The sequence below is a fragment of the Ornithinimicrobium sufpigmenti genome (assembly GCF_004322775.1).
Taxonomy (GTDB): Bacteria; Actinomycetota; Actinomycetes; order Actinomycetales; family Dermatophilaceae; genus Ornithinicoccus; species Ornithinicoccus sufpigmenti.
The window spans coordinates 3,571,814-3,598,531 of sequence record NZ_CP036403.1 but is presented as its reverse complement, the minus strand read 5'-3'; the positions used below and the strand labels follow the sequence as shown (position 1 = coordinate 3,598,531).

At 71.5% G+C, this 26,718-nt stretch carries 28 protein-coding genes; 13 read left to right on the top strand and 15 right to left on the bottom strand.

Going from position 1 to position 26,718, the window contains the following annotated elements:
• Nucleotides 1–14: 14 nt before the first annotated feature.
• Nucleotides 15–1,904 (bottom strand): acyl-CoA dehydrogenase, encoded by a 1,890-nt coding sequence (locus tag ESZ52_RS16570; RefSeq protein WP_131105889.1) that lies wholly within the window; start codon nt 1,902–1,904, stop codon nt 15–17.
• A gap of 132 nt (nt 1,905–2,036) precedes the next feature.
• Here ESZ52_RS16570 and ESZ52_RS16565 point away from each other — a divergent pair, with 132 nt between their 5' ends.
• The 3 genes from ESZ52_RS16565 to ESZ52_RS16555 all read left to right on the top strand — a co-directional run bounded on the left by ESZ52_RS16565 (nt 2,037) and on the right by ESZ52_RS16555 (nt 5,757).
• Nucleotides 2,037–3,656: an ABC transporter substrate-binding protein gene (locus ESZ52_RS16565; protein WP_131105888.1), complete on the top strand. Its 1,620-nt coding sequence runs from the start codon at nt 2,037–2,039 to the stop codon at nt 3,654–3,656.
• A 215-nt stretch (nt 3,657–3,871) separates the two neighbouring features.
• Nucleotides 3,872–4,816, top strand: a complete 945-nt coding sequence (locus tag ESZ52_RS16560) for an ABC transporter permease (RefSeq protein WP_131105887.1) — start codon at nt 3,872–3,874, stop codon at nt 4,814–4,816.
• The gene (locus ESZ52_RS16555) at nt 4,813–5,757 is read left to right on the top strand and encodes an ABC transporter permease (RefSeq protein WP_238154637.1); all 945 of its coding nucleotides are present in this window, start codon (nt 4,813–4,815) and stop codon (nt 5,755–5,757) included. The genes ESZ52_RS16560 and ESZ52_RS16555 overlap by 4 nt, the downstream gene beginning before the upstream one ends.
• Before the next feature lie 122 nt (nt 5,758–5,879).
• Here the strand turns inward: ESZ52_RS16555 and ESZ52_RS16550 are convergent, their stop codons facing one another.
• Nucleotides 5,880–6,812: an LLM class F420-dependent oxidoreductase gene (locus tag ESZ52_RS16550; RefSeq protein WP_131105886.1), complete on the bottom strand. Its 933-nt coding sequence runs from the start codon at nt 6,810–6,812 to the stop codon at nt 5,880–5,882.
• Nucleotides 6,813–6,858: 46 nt separating this feature from the next.
• Between ESZ52_RS16550 and ESZ52_RS16545 the strand changes: the two genes are divergently transcribed.
• From ESZ52_RS16545 to ESZ52_RS16525, 5 genes are all read left to right on the top strand, one after another.
• Nucleotides 6,859–7,176 (top strand): MTH1187 family thiamine-binding protein, encoded by a 318-nt coding sequence (locus tag ESZ52_RS16545; RefSeq protein WP_131105885.1) that lies wholly within the window; start codon nt 6,859–6,861, stop codon nt 7,174–7,176.
• The gene (locus ESZ52_RS16540) at nt 7,173–7,829 is read left to right on the top strand and encodes a class I SAM-dependent methyltransferase (RefSeq protein ID WP_131105884.1); all 657 of its coding nucleotides are present in this window, start codon (nt 7,173–7,175) and stop codon (nt 7,827–7,829) included. The genes ESZ52_RS16545 and ESZ52_RS16540 overlap by 4 nt, the downstream gene beginning before the upstream one ends.
• A gap of 85 nt (nt 7,830–7,914) precedes the next feature.
• Nucleotides 7,915–8,241, top strand: coding sequence for a TfoX/Sxy family protein (locus tag ESZ52_RS16535; RefSeq protein WP_131105883.1), 327 nt, complete (start codon nt 7,915–7,917; stop codon nt 8,239–8,241).
• 60 nt (nt 8,242–8,301) lie between these two features.
• Complete coding sequence (locus tag ESZ52_RS16530) at nt 8,302–9,351, top strand: ABC transporter ATP-binding protein (RefSeq protein WP_337590176.1); 1,050 nt, start codon at nt 8,302–8,304, stop codon at nt 9,349–9,351.
• Entirely contained in the window at nt 9,344–10,225 is an 882-nt protein-coding gene (locus ESZ52_RS16525) for an ATP-binding cassette domain-containing protein (protein ID WP_131105882.1), read from the top strand. The genes ESZ52_RS16530 and ESZ52_RS16525 overlap by 8 nt, the downstream gene beginning before the upstream one ends.
• A 128-nt stretch (nt 10,226–10,353) precedes the next feature.
• Here the strand turns inward: ESZ52_RS16525 and ESZ52_RS16520 are convergent, their stop codons facing one another.
• The 3 genes from ESZ52_RS16520 to ESZ52_RS16510 form a co-directional block, all read right to left on the bottom strand.
• The gene (locus ESZ52_RS16520; protein ID WP_131105881.1) at nt 10,354–10,830 is read right to left on the bottom strand and encodes a DUF421 domain-containing protein; all 477 of its coding nucleotides are present in this window, start codon (nt 10,828–10,830) and stop codon (nt 10,354–10,356) included.
• Between the two features lie 130 nt (nt 10,831–10,960).
• Nucleotides 10,961–11,182 carry a hypothetical protein gene (locus ESZ52_RS16515; protein ID WP_131105880.1) on the bottom strand — a complete coding sequence of 74 codons (222 nt, stop codon included), beginning with the start codon at nt 11,180–11,182 and terminating at the stop codon, nt 10,961–10,963.
• Nucleotides 11,179–11,469, bottom strand: coding sequence for a hypothetical protein (locus ESZ52_RS16510; protein WP_131105879.1), 291 nt, complete (start codon nt 11,467–11,469; stop codon nt 11,179–11,181). The genes ESZ52_RS16515 and ESZ52_RS16510 overlap by 4 nt, the downstream gene beginning before the upstream one ends.
• A gap of 124 nt (nt 11,470–11,593) precedes the next feature.
• Here ESZ52_RS16510 and ESZ52_RS16505 point away from each other — a divergent pair, with 124 nt between their 5' ends.
• From ESZ52_RS16505 to ESZ52_RS16490, 4 genes are all read left to right on the top strand, one after another.
• Entirely contained in the window at nt 11,594–12,691 is a 1,098-nt protein-coding gene (locus ESZ52_RS16505) for a P1 family peptidase (RefSeq protein ID WP_131105878.1), read from the top strand.
• Between the two features lie 109 nt (nt 12,692–12,800).
• On the top strand, nt 12,801–13,811 hold the full coding sequence (locus ESZ52_RS16500; protein WP_131105877.1) for a zinc-dependent alcohol dehydrogenase: 1,011 nt from the start codon (nt 12,801–12,803) through the stop codon (nt 13,809–13,811).
• 44 nt (nt 13,812–13,855) lie between these two features.
• Nucleotides 13,856–14,245 carry a 6-pyruvoyl trahydropterin synthase family protein gene (locus tag ESZ52_RS16495; RefSeq protein ID WP_131105876.1) on the top strand — a complete coding sequence of 130 codons (390 nt, stop codon included), beginning with the start codon at nt 13,856–13,858 and terminating at the stop codon, nt 14,243–14,245.
• A complete protein-coding gene (locus ESZ52_RS16490; RefSeq protein ID WP_131105875.1) occupies nt 14,242–15,306 on the top strand; it encodes a glycosyltransferase family 4 protein in 1,065 nt (354 codons plus the stop codon). The genes ESZ52_RS16495 and ESZ52_RS16490 overlap by 4 nt, the downstream gene beginning before the upstream one ends.
• A gap of 19 nt (nt 15,307–15,325) precedes the next feature.
• Here ESZ52_RS16490 and ESZ52_RS16485 read toward each other — a convergent pair whose 3' ends face one another.
• The 5 genes from ESZ52_RS16485 to ESZ52_RS16465 form a co-directional block, all read right to left on the bottom strand.
• Nucleotides 15,326–15,517, bottom strand: a complete 192-nt coding sequence (locus tag ESZ52_RS16485) for a hypothetical protein (protein ID WP_131105874.1) — start codon at nt 15,515–15,517, stop codon at nt 15,326–15,328.
• Nucleotides 15,518–15,684: 167 nt separating this feature from the next.
• Complete coding sequence (locus tag ESZ52_RS16480; protein ID WP_202865360.1) at nt 15,685–16,833, bottom strand: epoxide hydrolase family protein; 1,149 nt, start codon at nt 16,831–16,833, stop codon at nt 15,685–15,687.
• 20 nt (nt 16,834–16,853) lie between these two features.
• Nucleotides 16,854–18,596: an AMP-binding protein gene (locus ESZ52_RS16475; protein WP_131106707.1), complete on the bottom strand. Its 1,743-nt coding sequence runs from the start codon at nt 18,594–18,596 to the stop codon at nt 16,854–16,856.
• 99 nt (nt 18,597–18,695) lie between these two features.
• Nucleotides 18,696–19,133 carry a flavin reductase family protein gene (locus ESZ52_RS16470; protein WP_202865358.1) on the bottom strand — a complete coding sequence of 146 codons (438 nt, stop codon included), beginning with the start codon at nt 19,131–19,133 and terminating at the stop codon, nt 18,696–18,698.
• Nucleotides 19,134–19,336: 203 nt separating this feature from the next.
• Nucleotides 19,337–20,494, bottom strand: coding sequence for an LLM class flavin-dependent oxidoreductase (locus tag ESZ52_RS16465; RefSeq protein WP_131105871.1), 1,158 nt, complete (start codon nt 20,492–20,494; stop codon nt 19,337–19,339).
• A gap of 194 nt (nt 20,495–20,688) precedes the next feature.
• On the opposite strand from ESZ52_RS16465, the gene ESZ52_RS16460 reads away from it, so the two are divergent.
• Entirely contained in the window at nt 20,689–21,894 is a 1,206-nt protein-coding gene (locus ESZ52_RS16460; protein ID WP_131105870.1) for a serine hydrolase domain-containing protein, read from the top strand.
• A gap of 33 nt (nt 21,895–21,927) precedes the next feature.
• On the opposite strand, the gene ESZ52_RS16455 is transcribed toward ESZ52_RS16460, so the two are convergent.
• The 5 genes from ESZ52_RS16455 to ESZ52_RS16435 all read right to left on the bottom strand — a co-directional run bounded on the left by ESZ52_RS16455 (nt 21,928) and on the right by ESZ52_RS16435 (nt 26,664).
• Nucleotides 21,928–22,542: a TetR/AcrR family transcriptional regulator gene (locus ESZ52_RS16455; protein WP_131105869.1), complete on the bottom strand. Its 615-nt coding sequence runs from the start codon at nt 22,540–22,542 to the stop codon at nt 21,928–21,930.
• Between the two features lie 109 nt (nt 22,543–22,651).
• The gene (locus ESZ52_RS16450) at nt 22,652–23,869 is read right to left on the bottom strand and encodes a cell wall-binding repeat-containing protein (protein WP_131105868.1); all 1,218 of its coding nucleotides are present in this window, start codon (nt 23,867–23,869) and stop codon (nt 22,652–22,654) included.
• Nucleotides 23,870–24,001: 132 nt separating this feature from the next.
• Complete coding sequence (locus ESZ52_RS16445; protein ID WP_131105867.1) at nt 24,002–24,487, bottom strand: mycothiol transferase; 486 nt, start codon at nt 24,485–24,487, stop codon at nt 24,002–24,004.
• A 54-nt stretch (nt 24,488–24,541) separates the two neighbouring features.
• Nucleotides 24,542–25,921, bottom strand: a complete 1,380-nt coding sequence (gene ribA, locus ESZ52_RS16440) for a GTP cyclohydrolase II (RefSeq protein WP_131105866.1) — start codon at nt 25,919–25,921, stop codon at nt 24,542–24,544.
• Nucleotides 25,918–26,664: an HAD family hydrolase gene (locus ESZ52_RS16435; protein WP_131105865.1), complete on the bottom strand. Its 747-nt coding sequence runs from the start codon at nt 26,662–26,664 to the stop codon at nt 25,918–25,920. Before ESZ52_RS16435 ends, ribA begins: the two co-directional genes overlap by 4 nt.
• Nucleotides 26,665–26,718 lie beyond the last annotated feature (54 nt).

Below are 26,718 nucleotides of genomic sequence, written 5' to 3'. Positions count from 1 at the left end.
AGAGTGCTCGGTGACTAGAAGGCCTCCTCCGGCAGCTCCATCAGCGCCACGTCGGCCGCGGTGATCGTCCGCCGGTCGGCGCTCAACCGGGGCAGCACCTCGGTCGCGAAGAACTTCGCCGCCGCCACCTTGCCCTGCAGGTAGGCCTGGTCGTCACCCGCACCGGAGACGCCGCTCTCCCCGGACGCGAGCAGCCCCGCCGCGACCTCGGCCTGCCGCAGCAGCAGCCAGCCGATCATCAGGTCACCGGCCGCCATGAGCAGGCGGGTGGTGCCCAGCCCGACGGCGTAGATCTGCGTCGGCTCGTCCTGGGCGGCCATCGCCCTGCCGGTCATGAACTCCACCATCTGCTGGACCTCGCCCAGCGCCCGGCCCACGGCCTCGCGCACCGGTCCCAACCCGTCATCCTCCTGACCGGAGACGGTGGCCATGACCTGCTTGGCCACATACCCCAACGCCTGTCCCTTGTCCCGCACGATCTTGCGGAAGAAGAAGTCCATGCCCTGGATCGCGGTCGTGCCCTCGTAGAGGGAGTCGATCTTGGCGTCGCGGACGTACTGCTCCACCGGGTAGTCCTGCAGGAAGCCCGAGCCGCCGAAGGTCTGCAGCGACTCGGTGCCGAGGAGCGTCCACGCGCGCTCCGAGCCGCAGCCCTTGACCAGCGGCAGCAGCAGGTCGTTGACCCGGGCGGCCATCGCGACCTGCTCCGAGAGCTGACCGGGATCCTTGATGTCCTCGGCCGAGTCGAGATCCTGGGCGGCGTGCACCTCGTCCTGCATGGAGGCGGTGTAGAGCATGAGCGCGCGCAGCCCCTCGGCATACGCCTTCTGCAGCATGAGCGAGCGGCGCACGTCCGGGTGGTGGGTGATCGTCACCCGCGGCGAGGCCTTGTCGGACATCTTGGCCAGGTCGGCGCCCTGCACCCGCTCCTTGGCGTAGTCGAGGGCGTTGAGGTAGCCGGTGGACAGGGTCGCGATGGCCTTGGTGCCGACGAGCATCCGGGCGTACTCGATGATCCGGAACATCTGCGCGATGCCGTCGTGCACCCCGCCGAGCAGGTAGCCGACGGCCGGGCGCGAGGCGTCCTCACCGAAGCGCAGCTCGCAGGTCGTCGAGACCTTCAGCCCCATCTTGTGCTCGATGTTGGCCACCTCGACGCCGTTGCGCTCGCCGAGCTCGCCGGTCTCCAGGTCCTCGATGTGGTGGTCGCTGACGACGAACAGGCTCAGGCCCTTGGTGCCCGGGCCGGCGCCCTCGGGGCGGGCGAGCACGAAGTGGACGACGTTGTCGTAGAAGGGCGCGATGCCGCTGGTGATGAAGCGCTTGACGCCGGTCAGGTGCCAGCTGCCGTCACCGGCCTCGACCGCCTTGGCGCGGCCGGCGCCCACGTCGGAGCCTGCGTCGGGCTCGGTGAGCACCATGGTCGCGCCCCAGCGCTTGTCGATGATCAACTGGGCCAGCTGCTGCTGCTCCGGCGTCCCGAGGCGGTGCAGCACGTTGGCGAAGGTGAACCCGGCGGCGAACATCTTCACCGCCGGGTTGGCGCCGAGCACCAGCTCCGACAGCGCCCACGACAGGCTCGGGGGAGCGGGCGTGCCACCGAGTGACTCGTCGACCTCCAGGCGCCACCACTCGTTGTCCACCCAGGTCCGGTATGAGGTCACGAAGCTCTCCGGCATGCTCACCTGGCCCGTGGCCGGGTCGAGCACGGGCGGCTGGCGGTCGGACTCCTCGAAGCTGGCCGCCAGCGGACCCTCGGCGAGCTCGGCGACCTGACGCAGCGCCTCCCGGGCGGTCTCCAGGTCCACCTCCTCGTAGGGCGCGCGGCCCAGCACGTCCTGGCGCTGCAGGACGTCGAAGAGCATGAACTCGGTGTCGCGGACGTTGCTGCGGTAGTGACCCACGGTGGCCTCTCTTCCCGGAAGGGGTGTACCCAAAGTACCTGATACCGACAGTATCAGTTTCCCGTCGGTAGTTTCCAGACCTCTCAGTGACGAAATTGCACCCGTTCTGCCCGATGAAGCAAGATGCACGTCATGACCGCGACGTCGACGTTGACCCGTGCCCGCACGCTGGCTGCGGCCGCCCTGGCGAGCACGGCGCTCCTGGCGGGGTGCAGCGCCGGCTCGGGCACCGCTGACCCCACGCCGACGGCGGGTTCGGGCGCTGGCGAGGGCACCGGGTCCGGGAGCGGTGACGGGGACGGGGTCGACGCCACCGGGACCGGCGGAGACACCACCCCGGGCGGCTCCGACGAGACGGTCCGCGTCGGCCTGGTCGCCGAGCCGGCCAGCCTGGACTTCACCACCAACGGCGGCGCCGCCATCCCGCAGGTGATGATGGACAACGTCTACGAGACGCTGGTGACCATCGACGAGGGTGAGATCGTGCCGGCCCTGGCCGAGTCGTGGGAGGTCAGCGAGGACCGCACGACCTACACCTTCCACCTCAAGGAAGGGGTGACCTTCTCCGACGGTGCGGAGTTCACCGCCGAGGACGCGGCGTTCAGCATCGAGCGGGTCAGCACCGACGCGTGGACCAACGGCCTCGCGGGCCGGCTGGACGTGGTCGAGTCCGTCGAGGCGCCCGACGACACGACCGTCGTCGTGACCCTGTCGCGGCCCAGCAACGAGTTCCTCTTCTCGATGACGACGCTGGTCGGGGCCATGTTCGACACCGAGGGCGTGGACGACCTGGCCACCGAGCCGGTCGGCACCGGCCCCTACGTCTTCGAGCGCTGGGACCGCGGGTCGGCGATCACCCTGACCCGCAACGACGACTACCACGGCGACGCGCCCTACTTCGGCACCGTCGAGATGCGCTACTTCAGGGACGGCAACGCGCTGAACAACGCCATGCTCACCGACGCCATCGACGTCGTGTCCACCGTCCAGGCGCCCGAGGCGCTGGCCGAGTTCGAGGGCGGGGCCTACCAGATCCTGGAGGGCACCACGAACGGCGAGGTGGTGCTGTCGATGAACCAGCAGGAGGGAAACCCCCTGTCCGACCTGCGGCTGCGCCAGGCGGTGCGGCACGCCATCGACCACCAGACCTTGATGGACACCTGCTGGGCCGGCAAGGGCACCCTCATCGGCTCGATGGCCCCGCCGACCGACCCCTGGTACGAGGACCGCACCGGCGACTACCCCTTAGACCAGGACCGGGCCCGCGAGCTCGTCGAGGAGGCCGGGGCGCAGGACACGACGCTGCGGCTGCGGATCCCGACCCTGCCCTACGCCGTCGCCTGCGGCACGGTCGTGGAGTCCATGCTGGAGGAGGTCGGCCTCGACGTGACCATCGACGAGCTGGAGTTCCCCTCGGCCTGGCTGGAGACGGTCTACACCAACAAGGACTACGACCTGTCGATCGTGGCCCACGTCGAGGCCCGCGACATGGCCGCGGTCTTCGGCAGCCCCGACTACTACACTACCTACGGCACCGAGGAGATCCAGGCGCTCTTCGAGACCGCGGACAGCGGCACCGAGGAGGAGCAGGTCGAGGCGATGGCGCAGGCCGCTCGGCTGATCAGCGAGGACGCCGCCGCCGACTTCCTCTTCCTGCTGCCCAACCTCATGGTCGCCGAGCCCGACATCACCGGCCTTCCGGAGAACCTGCTCACCGACTCCTTCCCGCTGGCGGACCTCGCGCGGGAGTGAGGCGCGCGCCCCGGAGGGTGGCGCCTGGTGATGCGGCCCCGGCACGGCCACCTCACCGAATGCTGCGGCCGTGCACAGAATTCTGCGGTATGCCGTGCACAGGTGCAGCAGTCGGTGGGCGCGAGGCACCGCATACCTGATCGCGGTCCGGGCGGTGGGACGCCGCATACCTGATCGCGGTGAGTGGGCGGGAAGGCACCGCATACCCTGATCCAATGCTCCTGCGCCTGCTCAACCGCGCCCTGGTCCTGGTGGCCAGCGTGCTGGTGGCGTCGGTGCTGGTCTTCGGCTTCATGCGGGTCCTGCCCGGTGACCCGGCGCGGATCGCGCTCGGGATCAACGCCTCGGAGGGGGCGGTCGCGCAGCTGCGGGAGCAGTTCGGGCTGGAGCGACCGGTGCTGGTGCAGTACCTGGACTGGATGCGCGGGCTGCTCACCCTCGACCCCGGGGTGGAGTTCATCTCGCGCGCTGCGATCGGCCCGCAGATCGCCGACCGGCTGCAGGTGACGCTGTGGCTGGTGGCGGCGTCGATGGTGCTGGCGGTGCTGGTCGCGGTGCCGGTCGGGACCTGGATGGCGGTGCGGCACCGGCACGCGGACGGGGTGGTCGTCTCGGCGCTGTCGCAGGTGGGGGTCGCCGTCCCGGCGTTCCTGGCCGGCATCCTGCTCATCTCGGTCTTCGCGGTGCGGCTGGGCTGGTTCCCCTCCGGCGGCTGGGTGGTGCCCGCGCAGGACCCGCTCGGGTTCGCGCAGCGGCTGACCCTGCCGGCGATCTCGCTGGCGCTGGTGCAGGCGGCGGTGCTGGCCCGGTATGTCCGCTCGGCCGTCCTGGACGTGCTGCGCGAGGACTACCTGAGGACCGCGCGGGCCAAGGGGCTGCGGCCGCTGCCGGCGCTGCGGCGCCACGGGCTGCGCAACGCGGCCGTGCCGGTCGTGACCGTCCTCGGCCTGCAGCTGGCCACCCTCTTCATCGGGGCGGTGGTCATCGAGCGGGTCTTCGTCATCCCGGGGCTGGGCTCGCTGCTGCTGGACTCGGTCGCGAGGCGGGAGCTGCTCACCGTGCAGGCCGTGGTGATGGTGCTGGTCGTCGTCGTGCTGGTGATCAACTTCCTGGTGGACGTGCTCTACCTGCTCATCGACCCGAGGCTGAAGACGCGATGAGCGAGGCGCTGCAGGGACTGCCGACCCCAGGTCGCTCCGGCCCGGTGGGTGACGGGGCTGCCGGCGGGCCGCCCGGCGGTGCTGGTGCGGAGCCGACCGGTCAGGCCGGGTCGCGGCGCCGACGGCTGGCCCGGCTCAACCCCGCCCTGATCATCGGCGGCTCGATCGTCCTCGCCGTGGTCGTGCTCGCGCTGATCTCCTACGTCTGGACGCCCTACCCACCGATGCGGGTGCTGCCCGTCGACCCCTACCAGACCCCCAACGCCGAGCACTGGCTCGGCACCGACCGGCTGCGCCGGGACGTGCTGACCCAGATCCTCGTCGGCGCCCGCACCACCCTGTATGTCGGTCTGGTCGCCGTGGGCGTCGCCGCCGTCGTCGGCGTGCCGCTCGGCATCCTGGCCGCGATGTCCCCCGGCTGGCTCGGCCAGCTGGTCATGCGCGGCAACGACGTGCTGCTGGCGTTCCCGGCGCTGCTGCTGGCGATCATGTTCGCCGCGCTCTACGGCGGCTCGACCCGCGTGGCGATGATCGCGATCGGGATCGCCACGATCCCGGCCTTCGCGCGGGTCACCCGCTCGGGAGCCCTGGGCGTGATGCGCACGGAGTACGTCGTGGCCGCCCGGGCCGCCGGTCGCTCCTCGTGGGGGATCGCCTGGCGCCACGTCCTGCCCAACGTCGCCGGGCTGGTCATCGTCCAGGCCTCGGTGTCGTTCGCGATCGCGATCCTGGCCGAGGCCGCCCTGGCCTACCTCGGGCTCGGGACCCCGACCGGCCAGGCCTCCTGGGGCCGGATGCTCTACGAGGCCCAGACCACCCTCCGCGCCGCGCCGCACCTGGCACTCATTCCCGGCGCCGCGATCGCCCTGTCGGTGCTCGGCTTCAACCTCTTCGGCGACGGCCTCCGCGACTGGCTCGACCCCAAGCTCCAGCACCGCTGACGCGGCCCCACCCGACCAAGCGCGCGACCTGCACCGACCGAGCGCGCCACCTGCGCCGACCGAGCGCGCCACCTGCGCCGACCGAGCGCGCGACCTGCGCCGACCGAGCGCGCGACCTGCGCTCACCCCAGCTGGGGCACCACCTCGGCAGCCACCAGCTCGGTGTGCCCGAGGTCGCCGATGTCGAGCATCTGCAGGTAGTACTGCTCGGCCCCGGTCTCCTCACGCCACTGCCCGAGCCGCTCGACGACCTCGGCGGGCGTCCCGGCCAGACCGCTGGCCCGCAGCTCGTCGACGTCCCGTCCGATCGCGTCCGCCCGACGGCGGACCTCCGCGTCGTCGCGGCCGACGCACGCCACCAGCGCCACCGAGCGCAGCAGCTCCGAGGGCTCCCGCCCGACCGCCCGGCACGCGTCGTCGACGCGCGCGAACTGCGCGACCGTGGCCTCCATCGTCGGGAAGGCCATGTTGAACTCGTCGGCGAACCGCGCCGCCAGCGCCGGCGTGCGCTTCTTGCCACCACCGCCCATGACGATCGGCGGCCGCGGCTGCTGCACCGGCTTCGGCAGGGCTGGCGAGTCCTTGACCGTCACCACCTTCCCCTCGTGGTTGAACCTTTCCCCCTCCGGCGTCGCCCACATCCCGGTGATGATCTCCAGTGCGTCCTCGAGCAGGTCGAACCGGCCCCGCGCGTCGGGGAAGGGCACGCCATACGCCGCGTGCTCGGCCTCGAACCACCCTGCGCCCAGCCCCAGCTCGACCCGCCCACCGCTCATCTGGTCGACCTGGGCCACGCTGACGCCGAGCAGCGCCGGGTGCCGGAAGGTGACCGAGGTGACTAGCGTCCCCAGCCGGATCGTGCTCGTCTCGCGGGCCAGCGCTCCCAGCGTCACCCACGAGTCGGTCGGACCCGGCAGGCCTTCCCGGCCCATCGCGACGAAGTGGTCGGAGCGGAAGAAGGCGCCGAAGCCGCTGTCCTCCGCGGTCCGCGCGAGGCGGAGCTGGTCGTCGTAGGTCGCCCCCTGCTGGGGCTCGGTGAAGATGCGCAGGTCCATGGCCTCAGTCTGACCCGCGGCCTCGAGGACCGCATACGGTGGACCCATGCTCTTCGCCTTCTCCGTCGCCCCCTCCGCCTCCGACGAGTCCGGCTCGGTCAGCGCGGCCGTCGCCGACGCCATCAAGGTGGTCCAGGACTCCGGGCTGCCCTACGAGCTGACCTCCATGTTCACCACCATCGAGGGTGAGTGGGACGAGGTCATGCCGGTGATCAAGGCCGCCTGCGACGCCGTCGCCGCGCACGGCCCCCGCGTCTCCCTGGTCCTCAAGGCCGACCTGCGCCCCGGCTTCACCGGGCAGCTGCAGGGCAAGGTCGACCGGGTGCGCGAGCATCTGGGCCAGGCGCCCGGCGACGGGGTATGACGTCCGCCTCACCCGGAGGCGTTGACGAGGGCGCGACCTCGCTCGGGAGCGGCGACGACGCCACCGTGCCGGCCCAGGATGTGCTGGACGCGGCGATCCTGTCCTACTACGCCGACCACGTCGACGAGGACACCAGGATCACGACCCGTTCCGTCGGTGATGCGCGCGACCTGTGCCATGACGACGGGTCCCTCGACGCGGTGCTCCTGCTCGGCCCGCTGTACCACCTGATCAGCAGGCAGCACCGCCTGCGGGCGCTCGCGGAGGCGCGACGGGTCCTGGTCCCTGGCGGACTGCTCTTCGCCCAGGGCATCGGCCGGCTGACCGCCTTCGCCGAGGCCGCGACGAGGAGCGGCTTCGAGGCCCTCGGCACCGCCGACCTGCACATCCTGCGGACCGGGGAGTGGGCCAGCACCGCGGGCGGCTTCCCCGGCGGGCACTTCCACACCGTGGCCGAGCTGCGCGCCGAGGTGGAGGAGGCCGGCTTCGAGGAAGTCGAGGTGCACGGGGTCGAGGGGCCCCACGTCGGTGCGCTGGAGCGGTCGCCGACGACCCCGAGCTGCAGGAACTTGCCACCGGGTCTCCGACCGGTTGGACGCCGTCCTGACCACAAGCGCAGGCGAGGACCCCGCACGGATCGCCGCCCACCGTGACGCAGTCGCCGAGGCCAGCCCACACCTGCTCGCCGTCGCCCGGCGAGGGTGAGCGCAGGGCCGGCGCGCGCGGCATACTCCCTCCATGGCGTATGACGAGGAGCTGGCCCAGCGGGTCCGTGACCTGCTGCGGGACGAGGCCGACGTCACCGAGAAGAAGATGTTCGGCGGTCTGGCGTTCCTGCTCGCGGACCACATGGCCGTGGCGGTGGGCGAGGACGGCCTCATGTTCCGCATCGAGCCGGGCACGGGCGAGGCGCAGGTCGGCGGCCACGTGCGGGAGCAGGTCATGGGGGACCGGGTGATGACCGGATGGCTGCACGTCGATACGGCCGGGCTGACCACAGCGGACGAGCTGTGCGCCGTCGTCGACCGTGGGACGGCGACGGCGCGGGCACTGCCGCCGAAGTAGCAGGCGCGCCGACTACTCTGAGCGCTGTCCAGCCAGCCCAGCGCCAGAGGAGGCACGCCGGTGACCACGGTGAGCACCTCGCCGACCGCCGAGCGAGCAGACGCCCCGCCCGTGCTGGAGGTGAGCGGGCTGGACGTCGGCACGCCGCATACCCCTCTGCTGCACGACGTGACCTTCACGATCCGGCGCGGCGAACGGGTCGGGCTGATCGGTGAGTCCGGGTCCGGCAAGTCGTTGACCGCGCTGGCGGTCATGGGGCTGCTGGGGGAGGGCCTGCACGCCGAGGGCGACGTGCGGCTGTGCGGGCGCACCCCCGCCACGCGCAACCTGCTCACGGTCGGCGAGCGGGAGATGGCCAAGCTGCGCGGCGACGCGATGTCGATGGTCTTCCAGGAGCCGATGACCGCGCTCAACCCCACGATGCGGGTCGGGGCCCAGGTCGCCGAGGTGATGACCATCCACGGCACGCGCTCGCGGACCGAGGCCCGGCAGCGGGCGGTCGAGCTGCTCGACCAGGTCGGTCTGCCCGAACCCGCCCACATCTTTCGCGCCTACCCGCACGAGCTGTCCGGTGGTCAGCGCCAGCGGGTCGTGCTCGCCATCGCCCTCGCCAACGACCCGGCGCTGCTCATCTGCGACGAGCCGACGACCGCGCTCGACGTCACCGTGCAGGCCACCGTGCTCGACCTCGTCGTGCGCGGGGTGCAGGCGCGCGACGCGGCGATGCTCTTCATCACCCACGACCTGGCGGTGGTGGCCACGGTCTGCGAGCGGGTGCTCGTGATGTACGGCGGCCGCATCGTCGAGGCCGGTCCCGTCGCGCAGATCTTCACCGACCCGCGGCACCGCTACACCCAGGGCCTGATCGCGGCGAGCGACCTCTCCTGCGCCGACGGAGCCCGCCACGCCCGGGCCGCCCTGCCCACCATCCCGGGGACCGTGCCGCCGGCGGGCGGCTTCCCCGAAGGGTGCGTCTTCCGCACCCGCTGCACCCACGCCACCGAGGTATGCCGTACCCGCCCGCCCTGGACTCCTCGCGGTCACCACCCGGCCGGGGAGACCGCGTCGGGGTACGCCTGCTTCCACCCGGCGGGGGTCGACGATGGCTGAGGAGACGCGGGGTCCCGGACCGCGGGCTGCGGCGCCGGCGGTCGAGCTCCGCGGGGTCGACCGGCAGTACCGGCGACCCCGGACGTCTTTGCGCGAGTCGCCGCCCGTCGTGCACGCGGTGCGGGACGTCTCGCTCAGCATCGAGCGGGGCGAACGCTTCGGGATCGTCGGCGAGTCCGGGTCGGGCAAGTCGACCCTGCTGCGGCTGATCTGCGGGCTGGACCAGCCCACCGCCGGGGAGATCTACGTCGAGGGCCGGCCCGTCCATGACCAGCCCGGGCGTCGGCTGGGCTGGCTCCGCCAGACGGTGCAGCTGGTCTTCCAGGACCCGATGAGCAGCCTCGACCCGCGGATGCGGGTGGGGGAGATCGTCGCGGAACCGCTGGTGGCCCAGGGCCGCCGGGAAGGCTCCGCCGCGCGCGTCGCCGAGCTGCTGGAGCGGGTCGGGCTGTCGGCGGACATGGTCGACCGCTACCCGCACCAGTTCTCCGGTGGCCAGCGCCAGCGGATCTCGATCGCCCGCGCCCTCGCCCCCGACCCGGCGATCCTCGTCGCGGACGAGCCGGTCTCCGCGCTGGACGTGTCGGTCCGCGCCCAGGTGCTCAACCTCATCGACGAGGTGGTCGACGGCTTCGACCTCACCCTGATCTTCGTCTCCCACGACCTGTCGGTGGTGCGCCACACCTGCGACCGGATCGCCGTGATGCAGCACGGCGAGGTGGTCGAGGTCGCCCCCACCGAGGAGCTCTTCGCCGCGCCGGAGCACCCATACACCCGCTCCCTCCTGGCCGCCGTCCCCGACCTGCGCAGCGCGCTGGCCGGACGGACCACGGAGGACCTGGCGGCAGGAGTCCGGGCGCGCGACTCCTCGTAGCGAGTCTGCCGGGACGAGGCCTGGCCCCCGGTGCCGGAACGGTGTGACACCTCCGTCGCCGCTGGGCGCGGCAGCCCACCCCTGTGCCGGAACGGTGTGACGCATCCGTCGTCGCAGCGACGGATGCGTCACACCGATTTCACACCTGCGTCGGATGCCTCCTCCTCGCGCGGCACCACGGTGATGTCGCCGGACTTCTCCAGCACCGCCCACTTGATCTGGTCCATCCGCTCCAGGCCGTGCTTGTCCCGGGCGGCCTCCATGATGTCGCTCTCGCGCAGCTTGTGGGTGGCCAGCTCCTTGGCCAGCACGTCCCCGTCGGAGATGAGCAGGGACGGCGCGCCCTCGGTGATCCGGTCGAAGGTCTTGGACCTCCACGCCAGGTAGTCGCTGCCGCGCTGGAGGAGCACCAGCGTGACGATGACGATCGCGGCCCGCCTCACCGAGAAGTCCTCGCCGAGCAGTGCCTGGGCGGTCGCCTCACCGACGACCAGCACGATGACGAGATCAAAACTGGTCGCCTGGGCCAGCGTGCGCTTGCCGGTGAGGCGGAAGACGACCAGCAGGATCAGATAGACCGCGATGGTGCGGAGCACCTCGTCCATGGGGGTCCTTTCAGGTCGGCGCAGACGTTCGGCCTGCAGCGGTTGGAGCAGGCATCCGGCCTGCGGTGGGTCGAGCGGGCATCTGGCCTGCAGCGAGTCAGGTGGACAGAGGGTCAGGTCGGTGGCGGGATCAGGGAAGGATGAACTGGTCCACGGTGAGCGAGGAGTCGCCGCTCGCGACGGTCAGCTCCAGCGGGCCGAGCTCCTTGGCGCGGAAGTGCAGGATCACCTCGAGGTCGCCGGGTCGCTCGATGTCGAACTCCAGGACCGCGCCGCCGGGGACCAGGAGCTCCGCGGCGGGCGTGGGGGACACGGTGGTGAGATCCGTCCCGGCGAACCAGCTCCCCGTCATCTCGACGGTGACGGTGTGTCGCCCTCGACGGTCGACGCGTCGAGCAGCAAGGACATCGAGTCGTCGGCCTCGATGTGGCCGATGGCGTGGTACTCGACGCCGAGCGCCCCGTCGGCGCTGGTCGGGGTGCGGGCACTCAACGGGCCCGGTCCCAGCAGCCCCACGAAGGCGGCGAGCACGAAGGCCGTCAGCAGGATCCACCCCACCCGGGTCAGCTGTCGGTCACGACGCTCGAAGTCCGCATCGTCATCCAGGTCGAGGCCTGCAGCGCGCGTGTCCTCTGTCATGCGGGTCATCGTGCCCCCCACCCCCCTGGCTCGCATCCCCAAGGGCCGCTCACCAGCGCTTTTTCCCAAAGTGCTCCCCACCAGGCCCCCACGGTCCATCACCCGATCGGCCACAATGGGCCGGATGGACACGTGGAACGCAGGCCCGCGCAACGACCTCGCCGACGTCACCGGACTGGCCGTCGGCCACCACCAGCGCACCGGCGACGGGTGGCTCACCGGCACCACCGTCGTGCTCGCACCACCCGAGGGTGCGGTCGGGGGAGTCGACGTGCGCGGCGGGGGGCCGGGCACGCGCGAGACCGACCTGCTTGACCCGCGCAACATGGTCGAGCGCGTCCACGCCGTCACCCTCACCGGCGGCTCCGCGTTCGGCCTGGCCAGCGCCGACGGGGTGATGCGCCACCTGTATGCCGAGGGGCGCGGTTTCCCCATGGGTGGACCCGGCCAGGTGGTCCCGATCGTGCCCGGCGCCGTCGTCTTCGACCTGGGGCGCGGCGGGGACTTCGGCACCTTCCCCGGCGCCGACTTCGGGGAGGCCGCCTGTGCCGCCGCCCTGCAGGCCCAGGCAGCCGACGAGCACCCGGCGCTGGCGCAGGGCTCGGTCGGAGCCGGCACCGGCACCCAGACCGGCGGGCTGCGCGGCGGTGTCGGCTCGGCAAGCGTCGTGATCGGCGGCGCGGTCACCGTCGCCGCCCTGGTCGTCGTCAACGCCGCCGGGTCCGCGGTCGACCCCGCGACCGGTGAGATGTGGGGCGCACGGCACCTGCTGGAGGCTGACGTCCACGGCATACCGGGCTGGCCGGACGGCACCCTGCCCGGTCGACCGCACCCCGAGGACCTGGAGGCCTCGCGCCGGGCCGCCGCCGAGGCGAATGCCGCCGGCGCCATGCCCCGCACCCTCGCCACGACCATCGGCGTCGTCGCGACCGACGCGACCCTGACCAAGGCCCAGTGCGCCCGGCTGGCGGGCTCAGGGCACGACGGGATGGCACGGGCAGTCAGCCCGATCCACACGATGTTCGACGGGGACACCCTCTTCGGCCTGTCCACCGCGCAGAGCACGGCGCCGGACCCAGCCACCTTCCACCAGATGCTGCACGCCGTCGGCGAGGTCGTCACCCGGGCGATCGTGCGGGCCATGCTCGGCGCCGAGAGCGTCACGACACCGGCCGGGACCTGGCGCTCCTACCGCGACGCCTTCCCCAGCGCAGCGCGCTGACGTCGCACCTGCTCGACGGCGTCGCTCGGCCCACGCCATACCCCCCTCATGCCCGGACCTGCACCGACCCGGTCGGACACGATGCATCACCGCTGGTGAGAATGGCCTGATGCAGGCACGCGCGTACTGGACCGTCGGCCCCGGCACCGGCGAGATCCGCACCCAGCCGCTCGCCCCGCCCGGCCCCGGCGAGGCCCTCGTGCGCGCCGTCGTCTCCGGGGTCAGCCGCGGTACCGAGCTGCTCGTGCACCGCGGCGAGGTGCCCCCGGAGGTGGCCGACCAGGTCGCGGGACCGTTCGAGGAGGGCGAGCTGCCCGGCCCGGTCAAGCACGGCTACCTCTCCGTCGGCGTCGTCGAGGACGGCGAGCCGGAGTGGGTGGGCCGCCGCGTCTTCTGCCTGCACCCCCACCAGGACCGGTATGTCGTGCCCGTCACCGCGCTCACCGCCCTCCCCGACGACGTCCCCGACGAGCGGGCCGTGCTGCTCGGCACGCTCGAGACCGCGGTCAACGCGCTCTGGGACGGCCGGCCGCTCTACGGCGACCGGGTCGCCGTCGTCGGTGCCGGCATGGTCGGCGCCAGCGTCACCGCGCTGCTCGGGCAGCTCCCGCTCAACCGCCTGGAGCTGGTCGAGACCGACCCCGCCCGGCGAGCCCTGGCGGGGGAGCTGGGCGCCACGGGGGTCGCACCCGAGCACGCCAGCCGTGACTGCGACGTGGTCTTCCACGCCTCCGCCACCCAGGCCGGACTGCAGACCGCGCTGGGGCTGCTGGGCCGGGAGGGGGAGGTCGTCGAGCTGTCCTGGTACGGCACCACCCCCGTCACCGTCGCGCTCGGCACCACCTTCCACACGCAACGGCTGGCGATCCGCGCCAGCCAGGTGAGCAGGGTCAGCCCGCACCGCCCCGCCCGCGACTACGCCGACCGCATGCAGGTCGCGCTCCGCGCCGCCCGCAACCCCGCCCTCGACCACCTGCTCGCCGGGCCCACACCGTTCGAGGAGCTCCCCGGCCTCATGCGGCGGCTGGCGGCGGGGGAGCCGGGGCTGTGCCACCTCGTCCGCTACCCCGACGCGACCGACCAGACTGACGAGGCCCACCAGGCTGACGCGCCTGACTGACCCCGCGACACCGTCCCACCGCACCGCATACCGACAGGAGACCCATGTTCACCCTCACCGTCCGCGACCACGTCATGGTGGCCCACTCCCTGCCCGACCCGTTCTTCGGACCGGCGCAGGGGCTGCACGGCGCGACCTACGTCGTGGAGACCACCTGGGAGCGGCCCGAGCTCGACGAGCACAACGTCGTCGTCGACATCGGGGCGGCCACCGAGTCCCTCGCCGAGATCCTCGGCCGGCTGCGCTACCGCAACCTCGACGAGGTCCCCGAGCTCGCCGGTCAGGTGACCACCACGGAGTTCCTCTGCCGCTGGATCGCCGACGAGCTCGCCGTGTCGGTCGACACCGAGGGCCTCACCGCGCTGACCGTCACCCTGCGTGAGCACCCGGACGCCTGGGCCTCCTACCGGCGGGAGCTCGGCACCACCGCGTGAGGACCACCCTCGTCGTCCCCGACCGCGACTCCGCCGCCCCGAGCGGCGGGGACGTCTACGACGCGCGGGTGGCCGCCCACTGGCCGGACGACCTGCGGGTATGCCGTGCCCCCGGTGCCTGGCCCCGCCCCGCCGACGCGGACCGGGCCAGCCTGGCCCGCCTGCTCGCGGGGCTGGGCAGGGGGCCGGTCCTCATCGACGGCCTGGTGGGGAGCGCGGTGCCGGAGCTCATCGAGGCGAGCGCCCAGGTGCGCGTCACCGGCGTCCTGGTGCACTCCACGCTCTCGGCGGGGTCGGGCGCGCAGGGTGCGGTGGCGGAGGAGCTGGACGCTCTGGAGCACCGGGCTCTGCGGGCCGCCGACCTGGTGGCGACGACCAGCGCATGGTCGGCCAGCGATCTTCGTGCGCACTACGGGATCGAGGAGGTCGTCGTCGCCCGGCCGGGGGTGGACCCGGCCCTCGTCGCACCAGGCAGCAGTGAACCGGGCGGTGGGTCGACCCCACACCTGCTGACCCTGGGTGCCCTCACCCCGGTGAAGAACCACGCGGCACTCCTGGCGGCGCTCGCGAGACTTCGGGACCTCAGGTGGACGTTGACCGTCGCCGGTCCCGCGCCCGACCACGCCTTCGCGGAACGACTGAGCGGCACCGCGCACGACCTCGGTCTGGAGGAGCGAATCACCTGGTCCGGCCCCCTTGACGGCGCTGCGCTCGACGAGGCCTGGGCCCGGACGGATCTGCTCGTGCACCCGTCCCGCAGCGAGACGTGGGGGATGGTCGTCAGCGAGGCGCACGCACGCGGCATACCGGCGGTCGTGAACCGGGGGACGGGGGCCGAGGAGGCGCTGACCTGGCGTGGTGGGAGCCCGGGCGCCGCCGTCGATGTGGACGACCCCGACCAGCTCACCGAGGTGCTGCGGGAGTGGCTCGCCGACGAGGCGACCCGGACCGCATGGCGCTCCGACGCGCTGAGGCGGCGGGACGTGCTACCGGGGTGGGGGGAGACGGCGCAGGTGCTGCACGATGCCCTCGCCCGCCTGGTTCCGCCCGCTGGGAACTGAGGGTCGACGCTCGGCTAGCTCAGCCGCCCAGCCCGCCCAGCCCACCCAGCTTGCCGAGCAGGTCCCGCGGGTTGATGCCGAGCTTCTCCAGGAGGTTGGAGTGCTGGTCCGTGTCGACCTGGTCGGGCAGCTCGGACTCGGCCTGCCCTGCCTTGTCCTGGTCGCCCTGAGACTTCAGCAAGTCGATGATCTGCGCCTTGTCGATCTTCATGATCAACCCTTCGTCGGGATGGGCTCGTGGCGTCGACGCTAGTGGTGGCGCCGGCACGCGCAACTCGAACGACCCCAGCCGCGTGCCGCACCGCAGCGTCCCTGCTGCCGCGGCGGCGGGGGCGGGATGGCTGGGTGCCGGCCGGGTAGGCCGAGCCGAACGCCGGATCAGCGGAGAGGTCGGAAGAACGCGGCGACCTCCGCGGCGAGGGCCGCAGGCTGCTCGAGAGCGGCGAAGTGACCTCCGCGCGGCATCGTGGTCCAGCGACGGATGTCCCGATAGCTCAGTTCTGCCACGCTGCGCGGCGGGCGCAGGATCTCTGCCGGGAACTCGGCGTAGCCGACCGGGACGCTCACCGGCCGCGACGACTCCCCCGGTGGCCGGTCACCGTGCCGCTCCGCGTAGTAGGGCCAGAAGGACGACCCGATAGCTCTGGTGAACCAGTAGAGGGAGATGTTCGCGAGCATCACGTCGCGGCCGATAGCGTCCTCGACGTTGCCGTCGTGATCGGACCAGGCGCGCATCTTCTCCACGATCCACGCAGCCAGGCCGACCGGACTGTCCGTCAGGGCGAACGCGAGCGTCTGCGGCTTGGTCCCCTGTAGGGTCGCGTACCCAGATTCTTCTCGCTGCCACTCCCGGTAGCGCTCCCGGAAGGCTGCTCCCTCGGCGGTGGGGGCAGGAGGAGCCGTCGGCTGGCGGACGAGCGGTGGCAGGAAGTTGAGATGGAGACCGATGAGGTGGGCCTCGTACTCCGTTCCGAGGGTGGCCGCGACGTAGGCGCCCCAGTCACCACCCTGGGCGCCGAAACGCCGGTAGCCCAGAACGTCGACCATCAGGTCCGCGAGGCAGGCGGTGATCTGCCTGATCCCCATCCTGGGCTGACCCGGCCGGAAGGAGAGGCCGTAGCCCGGCAGCGACGGTGCCACCACGGTGAAGGCATCGGCCGGGTCACCACCGAACCGGGCGGGGTCCGTCAGCCGAGGGATGACCTGGAGGAACTCGAACACCGAGCCCGGCCAGCCGTGACTGATCAGCAGCGGTAACGGATCAGGCCCCTGCCCCGGCACGTGCAGGAAGTGCAGGGGTATGCCGTGCACCTCGATCCGATCCTGGGGGAACGCGTTGAGAGCCGCCTCCTGCTCGCGCCAGTCGAACTCCTGGCCCCAGTAGCTCGCCAGGTCCTGCACGTAGCGCAGGTCGGAGCCATAGGCCCACGGCTCGCCATGCGGCTGGTCCGGCCAGCGCGTCCTGGCTAGCCGCTCACGCAGGTCAGCGATCTCCCGGTCCGGAACGTGCAGCTCAAACGAGGTCACGCGGCCCGCCTTGCCCCGCGTCATGACGGCGAGCGCAGCTCCGGGAAGTCGCTGTCCCGGTACTCGAGATTCTCGCGACTCCCGAGGGTGCCGCTGGCGTGACCCGTCCCGGTGGCCAGTTCCTGCTCCCGGGCCCGCAGCTCGACGCGCCGGATCTTTCCCGAGATCGTCTTGGGCAGCTCGTAGAACTCGATCCGGCGCACGCGCTGCCAGGGTGCCAGCTGCTCACGGGCGTGCCGAAGGATGGACAGTGCGGTCTCCTGGGTAGGTTCGTGACCCGGGGACAGGGCCACGTAGGCCTTGGGGACCGCCAGGCGCACCTCGTCCGGGGCGGGAACGACGGCCGCCTCGGCGACCGCAGGATGCTCGATCAGCACCGACTCCAGCTCGAAGGGACTGATCTTGTAGTCGCTGGCCTTGAAGACGTCGTCGGTGCGTCCCACGTAGGTGATCAGGCCGTTGGCGTCCCGCGCCGCCACGTCGCCGGTGTGGTAGTAGCCGCCCGCCATCGCTGCCTCGTTGCGGGCGTCGTCACCCTGGTAACCGGTCATCAGGGCCAGCGGGGAGGCGGAGAGGTCCAGGCACAACTCACCCTCTCCGGGTCCGTCGAGCACCTCCCCGGTCTGGACGTCGACGAGCACGGACGGTATGCCGGGGAGCGGGCGACCCATCGAGCCAGGCTTCACCGGATCGCCGGGCATGTTGCCGACCTGCGCGGTCGTCTCGGTCTGGCCGTAACCGTCGCGCAGAGTCAACCCCCACTGCCGCTGGACCTGGGCGATCACCTCCGGGTTGAGCGGTTCGCCGGCGCCGATCACCTCTCGCAGTGCGCCGGGACCGCCAGACAGGTCGGCGTTGATCAGCATCCGCCAGACGGTCGGCGGGGCGCAGAAGGTCGTCACCCTGTGCGCCCTCAGCACCTGCAGCAGCGCCTTGGCGTCGAACCGGGCGTAGTTGTAGACCAGGATGGTCGCCTCGGCTATCCACGGCGCGAAGAAGCACGACCACGCATGCTTGGCCCAGCCTGGCGAGGAGATGTTGAGGTGGACGTCCCCAGGGCGCACGCCGAGCCAGGCCATGGTCGACAGGTGGCCGACCGGGTACGACGCGTGCGTGTGCTCCACCAGCTTGGGGCGGTTGGTGGTGCCGGAGGTGAAGTAGAGCAGCATGCGGTCCGCCGGCGCGGTTCCCGGATGCTCCAGCCCGTCGGCCGGGACCTGCAAGGAGTAGGCAGCGGAGAGGTCGGTCCAGCCGGGCGCGGCCCCGACGCTGAGCCGCAGGTAGGTGCCCGGCACCTCCTCGAACTTGCCGGTATCGGCGGCGTTCGCGACCACCGCGCGCGCACCCCCGCGGGCGATGCGGTCGCGCAGGTCGGTCGGGCCGACGGCCGTGGTCGTGGGCATGATGACCGCGCCGATCTTCATGATTCCCAGCATCGTGTCCCACAGCTCGACCTGGTTGCCCAGCATGACGATGACGCTGTCGCCCCGCGAGACCCCCTGCTGGCTGAGGAAGGTGGCGACCTGGTCCGAGCGTGTCGCGATCTGCGCGAAGGTCAGCGTGTTGTCCGTCCCGTCCTCCTCGACCACGATGAGGCCAGGCTGCTGGTTGCCGCGGGCGAAGGTGTCGAACCAGTCGACGGCCCAGTTCCAGCGCCCTCCGACGTCGGGGTAGCGGAACTCCGCCCGGGCGCGGTCAGGATCCCCGTACATGGACAGGAGCTGGTCACGGGCGGCGCGGAATGTGGTGGCCGGCGCGGCCATCGCCGGTCCGGAGCTACTCGCTGTGGTCGTGGACATGGGCCCTCCGGGGACGCGTGCGGATCGGGTTAGGAACGGGGGGTCAGGTGGGATCAGGTGGGATCAGACCGCCGTGGCGAGGTGCGTGCCGAAGGACCGCTCGAAGTACGTCAGTGGTTCGCCGGGCAGCACCTCGCCTGCCTCGACGGCCCCGAGCAGGATGCTGTGGTCGCCGCCCGCCACGATGTCCACGACCTCGCAGCACATGAAGGCCTTGACGTCCAGCAGGCGCGGGCTCGCCTGCGCGTCGGACCAGCCGACGTCAGCGAACTTGGACTCCCCTTTCCTGGCGAAGTTCAGGGCGAGCTGGCACTGGTCCTTCTGCAGCACGTTGATCCCCATGCGGCGGGTCTGTCTCACCGCGGCGAGCAGGTCGGAGGTGTTGTCCAGCGACACGAGGACCAGCGGCGGGTCCATGGACAAGGACGAGAAGGCGCTCACGGTCGTCCCGTACGGCCGACCGTCGAGGAGCGTTGTCACCACGGTGACCGGTGCGGCCACGCCAGACATGATGTTTCGGAACACGTCGGCGGCAACTCGGTGCTGGCGACTGCTGGACGCGGTGGCAGGAAGGTTAGTCGTAGACATCGGTTGTCCCCGTTCTGACTCAGACCTCATCGGCAGCGGCGGTCTCCACAGCAGTGAGCCCGCCCGTGGGTGTGGTGAGGGGACGCACCGGGCGCCCCCTCACCACACGGGACGTGTCAGGCTGCGTAGGAGATGGGCTCCTGGACCTCGATCTCGTGGATGGCCGGCAGCACCTCACGGGCGAACAGGTCGGTGCTCGCCTCCGCCTCGGCCTGGCTCATGTTTCCGTAGCGCATCGTGAACAGGAACTCCTCAGGGTGGAAGTCCTGGGCGATGGTCTGGAGCTTGGCGATGCACTGCTCCGGCGTCCCGTACACGTGGTTGGCGATGTACGTGTCGCCCATGGCCTTCGACATGGCCTCTCGGGAGTGGCCCACCGCGGACGCGACGTTCGCGTAGTGCTCATAGCCCTTGACCGACTTGAAGTGGTCGCTGTAGGTCTCGTAGTTGCGCGTGGCGCTGTCGGCGTACTCGGGCATGTACTTCTCCGCTCCTGCCCTGGCCTCCTCCTCGCTGCTGGCGCAGTAGACGTTCATGTTGACGCGAGGCCGGGCGAGGTCGTGCCCGGCCTCCCGCCGCGCCTTGTTGAACTCCGCCAGGTCAGCGTGGTAGTCGGCCCACGGCTTCTGCGGGATGATCAGCGGCTTGAGACCGAGCTTGGCACCCACGGGGGCTGACGAGGGCGACCCCCAGGAGAAGTGCAGGTCGTCGACCAGCTGCTGACCGTCCCGCGGGCGCGGTCGCAGGGTGACGCGGTCGAACTGGTAGTGGACGCCCTCATAGCTGAACGTCTCGTTGGTCAGGGCGAGCTTGATGATCTCGGCGCTCTCGGCGAACCGTTCCTTCGACTCGTTCATGTCGAAGCCCAGCTGTGCGAACTCGCGCCGTGCGGCGCCGCGGCCCACGCCGATGAAGGCTCGCCGGCCGTTGAGCAGGTGCTGCAGCATCGTCATGTCCTCAGCCACCCGGAGGGGGTGGTGCCAGGGGAGCACCGTGACCATGGTGCCGACGTCGACCCGTGAGGTGGCGCCCGCGAGATAGGTGAGCAGCTGGATGGGGTTGGTGATCATGGTGTACGGGCTGACGTGGTGCTCGACCGTCCAGATGGAGTCGAACCCCCACTCCTCGAGCTTGAGCGCCGTGTCGATCTCCTCCCGCCAGCGGCGTGTGTCTGCCTCGACGTCAACCTCGGGAACGTCCTCTCCCCGCTCGGCTGCCTCGTAGCGCTCCCAGTCCTGGTATCCCTGGATGAACAGTGTCACTCCGGCACGCATGCCAGCTCCTCTCGGTAGCACGACCACTTCGTCGTGGGGCTCGCCGCAACTACGTGTTGTGACGTGGCCCACAACATGGCACGACGCTGGACTCGTGTCAACCCACTTGGCAAGGGTCTACCGCGCCCCTAGACTCCACGCACCAGGCGGTGTGGCGCACACCACAACGCGGACCTTTTGACAAGGAGAACGTGATGTCAACGACGACTCGCACGCCGATCGATGGGACGGTGGCCCCCGGGTTCGAAGCCGTCGCGGAGGCCTTCCGCGCCAACTTCGACGATCTGGGGGAGGTAGGCGCCTCGGTGGCGGTCTACCAGGACGGCCAGCTGATGGTGGACCTGTGGGGCGGCGTGGCCGACCCGGCCACGGGTCGCACCTGGGAGCGCGACACCGCTACCATCGTCTACTCGGTGACGAAGGGAGCCACCGCGACGGTGCTCCACCGGCTCGTCCAGGAAGGGCAGATCGACCTGGACGCTCCGGTGGCGCAGTACTGGCCGGACTTTGCCGCCGCCGGCAAGGAGAAGGTGACGGTCCGCCAGCTCTTCAGTCACCAGGCCGGCCTGCCGGCCCTCACGCAGGAGCTCTCCCGTGCCGAGCTCTTCGACATCGACCGGGTGGCCTCCCTGCTGGCGCAGCAGGAGCCGAGGTGGACCCCGGGGACAGCCCATGGCTATCACGCGCTGACGTTCGGCTGGCTCGCCCACGGCTTCTTCACGGCGGCCACCGGTGAGAGCACCGGAGCGTTGTTCCGCCGGCTCGTCGCCGAGCCGCTGTCCCTCGACTTCTGGATCGGCGTCCCCTCCTCGGCGACCGTGGACTACGCACCGCTGGTCAACGGCGAGCCCACCCCCTTCGACCTCGACCTCATTCCGGACCCCGACATGCGCGCGCAGGTCGAGGCGCTCCTCACGGCCATGAGTGACCCCGGCTCGTTGTTCTCGCGTGTGCTGTCCACCAACGGCGCCCTGCCCACCCCTGACGCGGACACCTGGAACGTGCCAGAGGTTCGCGCCGGTGAGCAGCCCGCCGCCGCAGCTGTCACCAATGCACGATCACTGGCTCGGATGTACGCCGCGACGGTGGCCGAGGTCGAGGGCGTTCGCCTGCTGAGCCCGGAGGTGGTGGAGCGAGCGACGGAGGTCCAGGCCGAAGGGATGGACGAGGTGCTGCTCAGCGCCAGCAAGTTCGGCGTGGGGTACCAGCTGGCCACCGAGACGGCCCCACTGCTCTCACCGGCCTCCTTCGGGCACGCCGGCGCAGGTGGCGCGCTGGGCTTCGCCGATGTCGACCACCGGATCGGCTTCGGCTACGTCCAGAACCAGCTCTCGGCATCGTTCGGGCCGGAGATGCGGACAGCCAACCTCATCGCCGCGCTGCGGGAGTCCTTGGCCTGACCCTGACGACGCCGTGACGACGCCGGTGGCCGCTCAGACGTGGGCGGTCACCGGCGCTCTCATGCCGGCGATCCAGAAGTCGAGCAGGACGTCGAGCAGGGTGTCCCTGCGGAAGTCCCAGTGTCCGCTGGTCCAGTCGATCGCGAAGTCGGTGAGCTGGGTGACGAGCAGGGACACGCGCAGCCGCGCCTCGTCCCGCCGGTCGGGACCGAAGCGACGAAGGAAGCCAGGCATGACCTGGACGATGGCGCTCATGCCCTCCGCCTGCACGCGCGCGAGGTCCGGCTCCATGGCCGTCGCCTGTCTCCAGATGGCCAGCTCGCTCTCGTGCCGGTCATAGAAGTTTAACGCGTCGTCGAGCCACGTGCGCAACTCCGCGCGGGACGGCGACCCCAAGGCGTCGAGGCGTCGGTAGTAGTCGAGGGTCTCGGGCATCAGGCGCACCTGCAGCAGTTCGCCCACGGTTTCCCATTTCGCGGAGAAGTGCAGGTAGAAGGTCGCCCGGCTGGCCCCTGAAACACGAGCGATCTGAGCGACCGTGGTCTTGGCATACCCCTGCGTGGCGAACAATGCCCAGGAGTTCTTCAGAAGGAGCGCGCGCGTCCGCGCCTTCTGCGTTTCACGGAGATCTGCTACACGGTCAGCCACCTGGTCATCATCTCACCTGCTCATCGGACGAACCGTCGCCGAGGAGACCATCCGTCGGCATCATCGGGTGGCGGTCTCGGGGTCGGAGCACGGGCACCTCGCCCCGGCGCTACCCCGGCGTCCGGACGTTCAGGGACCGCAACTGGTTGAGCACCGGCTCCGGCAGGGTCGTCGTGCCGCCGACGGCGTCCATCAGCGCGAGCGAGCCGGTGCGCACCGCCTGCTGCGTGGCGCCGGGCACGCCGCTGGCACGCACCAGGAGCATCTTGTCCCCGACCAGGCCGGCGTAGGCGCTGCCGGCGAGCGCGTCCGGCCAGTTCTGGCCGCTGGCGATCGTGGCGCCGAAGCGGGAGGGGTGCAGGGCGGCAGCGTTCGCGGCCACGACATACCGGTCCGCACCCTCCACCCGCACGACGGGCGCCACGGTCCGCAGCTGGCTGACCACCGTGGCGCTCACCGCCGAGGTCCCGCCGAGCAGGACGATCTCCTCCGGCTGGGCTCGGGTCAGCGTCTGCATCACCACCCCCGGCACCCCGTCCTTGCGGGTGAGCAGCAACGGCGCCCAGTCCTGACCGGCAGCGGCCCCGCCGGCCAGGCCGTCGGGCCAGTTGGTGCCCACCGCGACATAGGCTCGCTGGCCGAAGCCGGCGCCGAAGATGTCGCGCGCGATGGTCGCGGACACCTCATACCGGTCCTTGCCTCCGTAGCGCACGACCCGCGACTGCGCCGGCACGTACTGGCCGAGCTGCGTCACGACGCTGTTGCTCACGGCGTTCGTGCCCCCGAGGACCACGATGTAGTCGGGGTCGAGGTCCGCGAGCGCGTTCCGGGTCGCGCCGGGCAGGCCGTCCTTGCGGGTGAGCAGCAGCGGCCCGCCGTAGTAGGCGGCCAGGGCGCCCCCGGACAAGGCGTCGGGGAAGTCCTGCCCGCTGGCGACGAGCACCACCCTGTTGTAGGGGTACGGGACCCCGTCGACGTCGGCCCAGAGGGCGTCCCGCCACATGTCCAGGGCTAGCGTCGCCGCCGTGGCGTAGCGGTCCGACCCCGAGTGCCGCGTCACCACCGGTTCCACGAAGCCCGCCGAGCCTGCAGGATCGGGGCCGAGGTATGCCGTCCGGGACGGCTCGGCGGCCAGCGCGCGAGCGGCGCGGAGCCGGATCGCCTCGGCCTCCTCGACGGTCAGGACCGGCAGCCCGCCGTCCTCCGCCACGACGGCTGACGCAGCTGCGGGCGAGACCTCGGTGTCAGCCCGGGTGGCGGGAGCCAGCCCGGCCGTCACCAGGAGGGTGACCGCCACGGTGGTGGTCAGGATGCGCGTCATTGCCATCACACAAAGCCTTGTCAAGAAAAGTACGGTCGAGCCGGGACCGCGGAGGCGTCATCGAGCCGATGCCCGGCGCAGGGCGAACACTAACCGGACAGGGCCGCACAAGGAAACTCCACTCGCGGGAGGACGGGATCAGCCGACGACGAGGTGCTGGCGACCGTCAATCGCCTCGCGCGCCAGGTCGAGGTGACCGGCATGGGTGGCGGTCTCGACCAGGAGTCTGAGGACGCAGTGACGGGTGTCCTGGAAAGGCGGGAACGGGAACACGTCCTTCGGCGGCCACCAGCGCGGCGGGGCATCAAGGTCCGCCTCGGCGAGCACGGCGTCCACCCGGCCGACCCAGTGCCGGTACCTCTCCACGACCTCGGTCCCGGACGTCACGGGGACCTGCCAGCCGTCTCGGAGAAGGCCGATGGCCTCCTCGTCACCCGCGGCGACGGCGGCTCCCCAGAAGATCTCGTCGTCATAGGTGAGGTGGTTCAGCAGCTGCGCCATCGACCAGCCTGAGGGTGCGACGACCCTGACCATCTCCTCCTCGCTCAACCCGTCCACCGCGGCCAGCACGTGCTGCCGCTCGGCGCTGAGGTGCTGCAGGAGCACGGTCAGCTCGCGGGTCATACCGCACCGCCTCCGCTGTGTCGTCCTGGTCGCGCCATGCCGGGCCCGTCTCCGCTAGGTCGTCCGGGTCGCGGCGAGGTCCAGCTCGGTGACCATGTCCTCACCGGCCTGCCACCGGCGCACGACCGGTGGGCGTAGGGCATCGGCGAGCCGGTCCGTGCCGGCCAGCCGCAGGCCCGGGACGCCGTCGCCGATGAGGACGGGCGCGACCGTCAGGTAGAGCCGATCGACCTGCCCCGCCTCGACGAACGCGGTCACCAGCCGCCCCCCGCCCTCGACCAGCACCCGTTCGAGACCGCGCTCGCGCAGCAGGGACAGCACCCCGGCGGGGTCCATCGCCCCCTCGCCGTCCCAGGTGGCCACCTCGACGTGGTCGCCGACCGGGCCGGCGTCCACGCCCCGCCCGACGACCCACACCGTCGGGGCGGCACCGTCGGTGAGCAACCGGGCGTCGCTCGGCAGCGCGCCGCCGGGGTCCAGCACGACCCGGGTCGGCTGCGGACCGGGCACCGCGCGCACGGTCAGCTGCGGGTCGTCCGCCACCGCGGTCGCCGCCCCCACCACGACCGCATCGACGAGCGCGCGCAGCCGGTGCAGGTGCTCCCGGTCCTCCTCGCCCGTGACGAACACCGCGTCGCCCGTGCGGCTGGCGATGAAGCCGTCCATGCTCTGCCCGAGCTGCGCGATCACCCTCGGCCCGTCCGGGCGCACCAGGTCGGCATACCGCTCGGTCAGCTGCCCGGTCGTCAGCACCTCGTCGCCCTGCAGCAGCGCCTGCCACTCATCCATGCTCTCCGGGTCGTGGCCCATGCGCTCCCGCTTGGTGCGCAGGTAGGCAGCGTTCTCCGGGCGGCGGGGCACGATCAGCGACTGGCGGGAGACCACCCGCACGCCCAGCTCGGTGAGCGCCTCCTGCTTGGCCGGGTTGGAGGAGAGCAGCCGGATCTCGCCGATCCCGAGGTCCTCGAGCATCGCGGCGGTCTGGCCGTAGGTGCGCTGGTCGGCGTCGTGCCCGAGGCGCAGGTTGGCATCCACGGTGTCGACGCCGGCGTCCTGGAGCTCGTACGCGCGCAGCTTCTCGACCAGCCCGATGCCCCGGCCCTCGTGCCCCCCGACGTAGACCAGAGCGCCATACCCGTCCTCCATGATCAGGTGCAGCGCCTGCTGCAGCTGCTCGCCGCAGTCGCACCGTCGCGAGCCGAGCGCATCGCCGGTGAGGCACTCGGAGTGCACCCGCACCAGGGGCGCCCGGCCGACGTGACGGCCCGGTGAGTCCTCGTCGCTGAGGCCGACGCTGAGGACGACGTGCTCCTGGGCGACATCATCGCGGTAGGCGGTCATCCGGAAGGTCCCGTGCCGGGTGGGCAGCACGGTGTCGGCGAGCCGCTCGACCGAGGTCGGGTCCTGGAGGGGGATCGCGAGGCTGGAAGTCACCCCCTGAGTATGGTCCCCCCAGCCTCCGCGGAGCGGAGCAGGTGGCCCACGTCCGGGACGGCCGCCAGGGCGCCGGCCGCGACGAGCTCGGTGCGGCGTTCGGCCTCCTCGGCCACCCCCACCACGATCACGCCCGCAGCTCTTCCGGCCTCGACGTCGGTGACCGAGTCGCCGAGGAAGACCGCGTCCTGCGGTCGGGCGCCGGTCAGCTGCAGGGCGTCGAGCAGCATGGCCGGGCTGGGCTTGAGGTCGCCCAGCCGGTCGTGCGCCCGCCCGAGGACCCTGTGCAGCCGCGTGCTGAGTCCCGGACGGCTGGGGTCGAGCACCACAGGCACGACTTCGGGATCGTTGTTGGTGACCACCACCACCGCAGTGCCCCGGTCAAGGCACTGCACGAGGAAGTCGACGGCACGCTCGCCCGGTCCGACCTGCATGGCCGCCTCGAGCTCCAACCGGGTCACCTCCTCGGCCAGGCTGGAGACGACGTCGGGCGCGAGCTCGTGCACCCGGCGCAGGCACTGCACGTGGTCGGGCTCACCGTGCAGAGCCGCCTCCAGCTCCGGCCCGCCCAGCTCGCCGGCCCGTGCGCGGACCTGGGCCGACACCTCCAGCCACCGATCTCCGGGCAGCAACCTGGCCAGCGGCCCGTCGAAGTCCACGAGGACCAGCGACGCGGCCGTCACCAGCTGCCGGGCCAGCGCCTGCTGCTCCGCCCCCCACGACGCATCGCGATGTTCGCCCACGCCGCAACAGTCGCACAGCGCTGCACGCCTCGCCCATCCCGACCGGCGACACGG

What these genes read in the sequence shown, in the direction of transcription:
- ESZ52_RS16565 (WP_131105888.1), top strand. Translation starts at nt 2,037, where the DNA reads ATGACCGCGACGTCGACGTTGACCCGTGCCCGCACGCTGGCTGCGGCC.
- ESZ52_RS16560 (WP_131105887.1), top strand. Translation starts at nt 3,872, where the DNA reads ATGCTCCTGCGCCTGCTCAACCGCGCCCTGGTCCTGGTGGCCAGCGTG.
- ESZ52_RS16555 (WP_238154637.1), top strand. Translation starts at nt 4,813, where the DNA reads ATGAGCGAGGCGCTGCAGGGACTGCCGACCCCAGGTCGCTCCGGCCCG.
- ESZ52_RS16550 (WP_131105886.1), bottom strand. Translation starts at nt 6,812, where the DNA reads ATGGACCTGCGCATCTTCACCGAGCCCCAGCAGGGGGCGACCTACGAC.
- ESZ52_RS16545 (WP_131105885.1), top strand. Translation starts at nt 6,859, where the DNA reads ATGCTCTTCGCCTTCTCCGTCGCCCCCTCCGCCTCCGACGAGTCCGGC.
- ESZ52_RS16540 (WP_131105884.1), top strand. Translation starts at nt 7,173, where the DNA reads ATGACGTCCGCCTCACCCGGAGGCGTTGACGAGGGCGCGACCTCGCTC.
- ESZ52_RS16535 (WP_131105883.1), top strand. Translation starts at nt 7,915, where the DNA reads ATGGCGTATGACGAGGAGCTGGCCCAGCGGGTCCGTGACCTGCTGCGG.
- ESZ52_RS16525 (WP_131105882.1), top strand. Translation starts at nt 9,344, where the DNA reads ATGGCTGAGGAGACGCGGGGTCCCGGACCGCGGGCTGCGGCGCCGGCG.
- ESZ52_RS16520 (WP_131105881.1), bottom strand. Translation starts at nt 10,830, where the DNA reads ATGGACGAGGTGCTCCGCACCATCGCGGTCTATCTGATCCTGCTGGTC.
- ESZ52_RS16515 (WP_131105880.1), bottom strand. Translation starts at nt 11,182, where the DNA reads ATGACGGGGAGCTGGTTCGCCGGGACGGATCTCACCACCGTGTCCCCC.
- ESZ52_RS16510 (WP_131105879.1), bottom strand. Translation starts at nt 11,469, where the DNA reads ATGACAGAGGACACGCGCGCTGCAGGCCTCGACCTGGATGACGATGCG.
- ESZ52_RS16505 (WP_131105878.1), top strand. Translation starts at nt 11,594, where the DNA reads ATGGACACGTGGAACGCAGGCCCGCGCAACGACCTCGCCGACGTCACC.
- ESZ52_RS16500 (WP_131105877.1), top strand. Translation starts at nt 12,801, where the DNA reads ATGCAGGCACGCGCGTACTGGACCGTCGGCCCCGGCACCGGCGAGATC.
- ESZ52_RS16495 (WP_131105876.1), top strand. Translation starts at nt 13,856, where the DNA reads ATGTTCACCCTCACCGTCCGCGACCACGTCATGGTGGCCCACTCCCTG.
- ESZ52_RS16485 (WP_131105874.1), bottom strand. Translation starts at nt 15,517, where the DNA reads ATGAAGATCGACAAGGCGCAGATCATCGACTTGCTGAAGTCTCAGGGC.
- ESZ52_RS16475 (WP_131106707.1), bottom strand. Translation starts at nt 18,596, where the DNA reads ATGGCCGCGCCGGCCACCACATTCCGCGCCGCCCGTGACCAGCTCCTG.
- ESZ52_RS16465 (WP_131105871.1), bottom strand. Translation starts at nt 20,494, where the DNA reads ATGCGTGCCGGAGTGACACTGTTCATCCAGGGATACCAGGACTGGGAG.
- ESZ52_RS16460 (WP_131105870.1), top strand. Translation starts at nt 20,689, where the DNA reads ATGTCAACGACGACTCGCACGCCGATCGATGGGACGGTGGCCCCCGGG.
- ESZ52_RS16450 (WP_131105868.1), bottom strand. Translation starts at nt 23,869, where the DNA reads ATGGCAATGACGCGCATCCTGACCACCACCGTGGCGGTCACCCTCCTG.
- ESZ52_RS16445 (WP_131105867.1), bottom strand. Translation starts at nt 24,487, where the DNA reads ATGACCCGCGAGCTGACCGTGCTCCTGCAGCACCTCAGCGCCGAGCGG.